The organism is Saccharopolyspora sp. (assembly GCF_017434145.1).
GTDB classification, from domain to species: Bacteria; Actinomycetota; Actinomycetes; order Mycobacteriales; family Pseudonocardiaceae; genus Saccharopolyspora_C; species Saccharopolyspora_C galaxeae.
In genome coordinates this window covers 1-5,001 of sequence record NZ_JAFRFW010000906.1, presented here as the reverse complement: position 1 = coordinate 5,001, position 5,001 = coordinate 1, and the positions used below count along the sequence as shown (strand labels likewise).

Annotated in this window: 4 protein-coding genes; all 4 read left to right on the top strand. The window is 70.7% G+C overall.

Annotation, left to right across the window (positions count from 1 at the left end):
- The coding region (locus IJH84_RS24580; protein WP_295149603.1) for an arabinosyltransferase domain-containing protein at positions 1 to 2,016 on the top strand (2,016 nt) is incomplete at its 5' end.
- 172 nt (positions 2,017 to 2,188) lie between these two features.
- Positions 2,189 to 3,196 carry a glycosyltransferase family 2 protein gene (locus IJH84_RS24575; RefSeq protein ID WP_295149601.1) on the top strand — a complete coding sequence of 336 codons (1,008 nt, stop codon included), beginning with the start codon at positions 2,189 to 2,191 and terminating at the stop codon, positions 3,194 to 3,196.
- Complete coding sequence (locus tag IJH84_RS24570) at positions 3,183 to 3,587, top strand: GtrA family protein (protein ID WP_295149591.1); 405 nt, start codon at positions 3,183 to 3,185, stop codon at positions 3,585 to 3,587. The genes IJH84_RS24575 and IJH84_RS24570 overlap by 14 nt, the downstream gene beginning before the upstream one ends.
- The gene (locus IJH84_RS24565; RefSeq protein ID WP_233626584.1) at positions 3,584 to 4,852 is read left to right on the top strand and encodes an NAD(P)/FAD-dependent oxidoreductase; all 1,269 of its coding nucleotides are present in this window, start codon (positions 3,584 to 3,586) and stop codon (positions 4,850 to 4,852) included. Before IJH84_RS24570 ends, IJH84_RS24565 begins: the two co-directional genes overlap by 4 nt.
- Positions 4,853 to 5,001 lie beyond the last annotated feature (149 nt).

The window sequence follows — 5,001 nt, the reverse complement described above, 5'->3', positions numbered from 1 at the left end:
TCGCCGTTCGGATGGCTCGGCGCCGCCGCGTTGCTGACCGGGCTCACGGTCGCTGTCACGCCCACCGGGATCGCCGCACTGCTGATCGTGGCGATGTTCGCGCCGCGGATCCGGCGCCTGTTGCTGCGCCCCGGGACGGTCAGCCGGTGGCTGGTGTTGCCCGCCCGGGTCGCGCTGCTCGGCTGCCTCGGCGCGGTCGGTGTGGTCGCGATGTTCACCGACTCCACCTGGAACGGGCTCAAACAGGCCAATGCCGTGCACAACGAGTTCGGGCCGAGCCTGGGCTGGTACCAGGAGATCGACCGGTACGCGGAGCTGCTGGGCACCACCTCGTGGGGCTCGGCGGGCAAACGGCTGGCCGTGCTGCTGACGGTGACCGCGGTGCTGATCACCGCCGGGTGCGCGATGCGTGGATTGCACCGCATGACGCGGATGCCGGAGCTGCCGTTGCTGCTCGGCTCGGTGGTCGCGGTGTTCGCGACGCTGTGGTTCACGCCGTCGAAGTGGACGCACCACTTCGGCGCGCTGGCCGGTCTCGCGCCCGCGCTGCTGGCGGCGACGGTGGTGCTGCTGTCCCGGACGGGCGTGCTGGAGTCCGCGCGGCGGGAGGCGAAGCTGCTCGTCCTGTTCGGCGCGGTGGCCGCCGCGGTCGCCGCCGCGCTGTCGTTCATGGGGCCGAACTCGTGGTGGCAGTACTCCGATTTCGGCATGGCGTGGTCGGACGCCCCGGTGCGGCCGCTGGGATTGCCGCTGGACAGCCCGCTGGCGTGGCTGGCAGCGGCCGCCGTCGTCGGGCTCGCGGCATACGGACTGGTGCGGCTGCGGGTGCTCGCTTCGGCGGTCACGCTGCCTGCTTCTTCGCTGTTCACGCTGTCCGCGCTGGTGATGGTCGGGGTGCTGCTCGGCTCGTTCGCGCAGGCGCCCGCCAAGGCCGGCGAATTCTCCATCGCTCAGTCCAATTGGGACAGCGTTCGCGCGCGCAGCTGCGGCATCGAGAACGAGGTGGAGACGCTGCCGCTGACCGAGAACGGCACGCTGCGGATCACCGACGGCCCGCTGGACGACACCGGCGAAGCAGGCAGCGGCGAGACGGGCAGCGGCTTCGCCGCGAATCAAGGACGTCCCGGATGGCCCCCGCAGGAACCGCTGCTGCGCCGCCCGCCGGGCGAGCGACCGCTGCGCCCGACCGGCCCGGAAGCGACACCGACCGAGGCGAGTCCGCTGATGTGGGACAGCCTGGCCAACGGGCCGCGGACCGTCGGCGAAGTGACCACCGGCTGGTTCGAGCTGCCCCGCCCGCGCCCCGGGCAAGTGCTGTCGGTGTGGGTCGCCGGACGCCCCGAGCAGGGCAACGACCTGCGCATGGAGTTCGGCGGCTCGACCGGTCCCGGGACGCGCAGCCTCGGCTCGCGAACGCTGCGGGACGCACCGCCGCAGCAGCTCCCGTTCGAGGATCCGCGGATGGGCAGGCCCGTCGACTGGCGCGACTTCAGCTCGTGGCGGCTGCTCACCGTAGACGCGAACGAGCTGCCCGCCGGTACCGACCGGGTGCGGCTGCGCGCCACCGACACCACCACCGACGAGCAGGGCTGGCTCGCGTTCGGCGGCCCGGCGGTGCGAGATGTGGTGCCGCTGCGCGACGTTCTGGACGGCGGGCGGCCGGCGCTGGTCGATTGGCCGATCAGCTTCCTGTTCCCGTGCCACATCGACTACCCGCGCGTCACGCGGGGCACCGCGGACAGTCCGGGCGTGCTGGTCACCCCGCCCGGCGGAGAAGGCTCGATGGCGTTCGACCCGTCCTACGGCGGTGTGTTCACCGGCGCGCTGAGCCAGTCCCGCCGCCTGGAGACTCCGAGCCGGTTGCGCGGTGCGCCCGGAGTGATCTGGGGCCACGTGCTGTCGGTGAGCTACGACGTGGAACGGGACGCCTACGACACCCGCACCCGCCGCGTGCGGCAGGGCGGCGCGGACGGCGACGGCGAGTACCCGTTCGAGCCCGGCAACCTGCATCCCTGACCCCGCGCGCACATAACGATCAAACGATCGGGCTGCGAACCGCGGCGGTGCTGCGCAAAACTGATCGTGCGCGAGTGCGCCCGGCACCGCCCCGCCCGGGCCCGTTCCACGGGCAACGCACCGGCGGTCCGCGGCGTCCACGCAGCGGGTGGGAGCGAGGGAGGTCTTTCAGGTGGCGGAAACGATCGGCGAAGCCGTACCCGTGCCGTCGCCGGAACCGCGGCGCGAGCGGGCGAGAACCGGCCTGCGGATCTGCTACGTCCTGCCGGTCTACAACGAAGCCGAGGGCATCCGCGGTTTCCACCGCGCGTTGCTCGCGGCCACCGGGACGCGCCCCGAATTCGACTACGAGTTCATCTACGTCAACGACGGTTCCGCGGACCGCTCGCTGGTGATCCTGCGGGAACTCGCCATCGCCGATCCGCGGGTGCGGGTGCTGGACTTCGCCCGCAACTTCGGCCACCAGATCGCCATCACCGCTGGTCTGGACTACGCCGAAGGCGACGCGGTGATCGTGATGGACACCGATCTGCAGGATCCGCCGGAGGTGAGCCTGGAGCTGATCGACGCCTGGCGCGGCGGTGCCGAGATCGTCTCGGCGCGGCGGCGCAGCAGGCAGGACACCCGGTTCAAGCGGCTCACCGCGCACACCTACTACCGGCTGCTGCACACCTGGGCCGAAGTGGACATCCCGACCGACACCGGCGATTTCCGGCTGTTCGACCGGCGCGCGGCCGAGGAGCTGCGCGGCTTCCGCGAACGCAGCAGGTTCATCCGCGGCATGGTCGCCTCGATGGGGTTCCAGCACACCGAGGTGCTGTTCGACCGGGACGAGCGCGCCGCGGGCGAGACGAAGTACCCGCTGCAGCAGATGGTGCGGCTGGCCGCCGACGGCGTCACCGGTTTCTCCACCGCACCGCTGAAGCTGATCACTCGGGTGGGGTTCGTGAGCTTGGCGCTGGCCGCGATCGGCATCATGTACGCGGTGGCGATGCGGCTGCTGTGGCCGTCGATCACCGTTTCCGGCTGGACGATGCTGATGGTGGTGATGTTGTTCCTCGGCGGGGTGCAAATGCTGTCGCTGGGCGTGATCGGCAGCTACATCGGGCGGATCTACCACGAGGTCCAGCAGCGGCCGCTGTACATCGTGCGCAGAGAGATCCGGCATGACCAGGACTGAGCAGCAGGTCAAACTGCCGCTGCCGAGCCGCGCGCTGGTGCTCTACGGGATCATCGGAGTCTGCGGCGTCACCCTGGACTACCTGCTGTTCCTGCTGCTGTTCAACGTGGCCGGGATGCACGAGCAGGTGGCGAACGCGATCAGCACCAGCGTGGGCATCGCGAACAACTTCGTGTTCAACGCCTGGTTGAACTTCCGCACCCGGGACCGGCTGCTGCGGCGGTTCGCCCGGTTCTACTCGGTCGGCCTGGCCGGGATGGCGCTGACGTTCCTGCTGCTGCAGCTCGGCTCCGGGGCGTTCGGCTGGAATCCGAACCTGGTCAAAGCGGCCGCGATCCCGCTGGTCGTCGGGCTGCAGTACTTGATCAACAAGAGGTGGAGTTTCGGATGAAGCTGGGTGTCGTCGGTGCGGGTGCCACCGGCCTGACCGCCGCGTTCGACGCGGTCAAGGCCGGCCACGACGTGACCGTGCTGGAAGCCTCCGGCGAACTCGGCGGGCTCGCGGCCTCGATCGAGGTGGGCGGCACGCCGCTGGAGCGGTTCTACCACCACAGCTTCAAGACCGACCGGGCGATGATCGAGCTGGTCGAAGAGCTCGGCCTGGGCGACAAGCTGCGCTTCCACTCCCCCGCCACCGGCGTCTACTACGGCGGGCGGACGCACCCGTTCGGCACACCGGCGGAAATGCTGCGGTTCCCCGAGTTCTCGCTGCTCGACCGCCTGCGGTTCGGGGCGAGCTCGGCGGCGCTCAAAGCGGTCCGCGACGGCTCCCGGTTCAACTCGGTGCGCGCGCTGGACTGGATGCGCCGCTGGGCCGGGCCCCGGGTCACCGAGACCATCTGGGAACCGCTGCTGACCGGCAAGTTCGGCGAGCGCGCAGGTGAGATCTCGATGGCCTGGCTGTGGGCGCGGATCCACTACCGCACGTTCGGCCTCGGCTACGTGCACGGCGGGTTCGAGCAGGTGTACCGGGCGCTGCTGGAGGCGGTGACCGCGCGCGGCGGGCGGGTCGAGTTCGGCAAACCGGTCAGCTCGATCAGCCAGCCCGACCTGGTGGCGGTGGGCACCGCCGACGGCGCCGAGTACGAGTTCGACCGGCTGATCGTGACGGTTCCGCAGCCGGCGTTCGCCCGCGCCGCCGACCTCGAATCCGACGACGTGCTGTGGCGCAACCAGTACCTCGGCGCCACCTGCTTCGTGCTGGAGTGCGAGCGGAGCCTGATCCCGTACTACTGGCTGAACATCAACGACACCGAGTTCCCGTTCCTCGCCGTCGTCGAGCACACCCGGATGGTCGACCGCGCCGAGTACGGCGGGAAGCACGTGGTCTACGTCGGCAACTACGTGCCGCGCGACGACTGGCGGTTCACCACCGAGCCCGCCGAGCTGCTGGAGCGCTACATCCCGTGGCTGCGCAAGCTGAACCCGGACTTCGACGAGTCGTGGATCTCGAACTGGCACTTCTCCAAGGCCGGTTTCGCGCAGCCGATCGTCACGCCGGAATACCGCTCGCTGATCCCCGCGCACGAAACCCCGATGCCCGGCGTCACGCTCGCCACCATGTCCCAGATCTATCCGCAGGACCGCGGGCAGAGCTATGCGGTGCGGATGGCGCACGACGTCACCCGCCGCCTCGGGCTCGACCGCCCGTCGTGAGCAGGCAGCGGCGGTAGCGGGCGGAATCAGCGGCCCCGCCGCGCAGAACCGCTCAACGCCCGGGCCCGGAGGTGCGGCGCCCGCGCGGTGAGCGGTCGGCAAGGCGGTGCGGCCCGGAGGCGCTGGCCGCGGGTCAGCCGGCCAGCAGC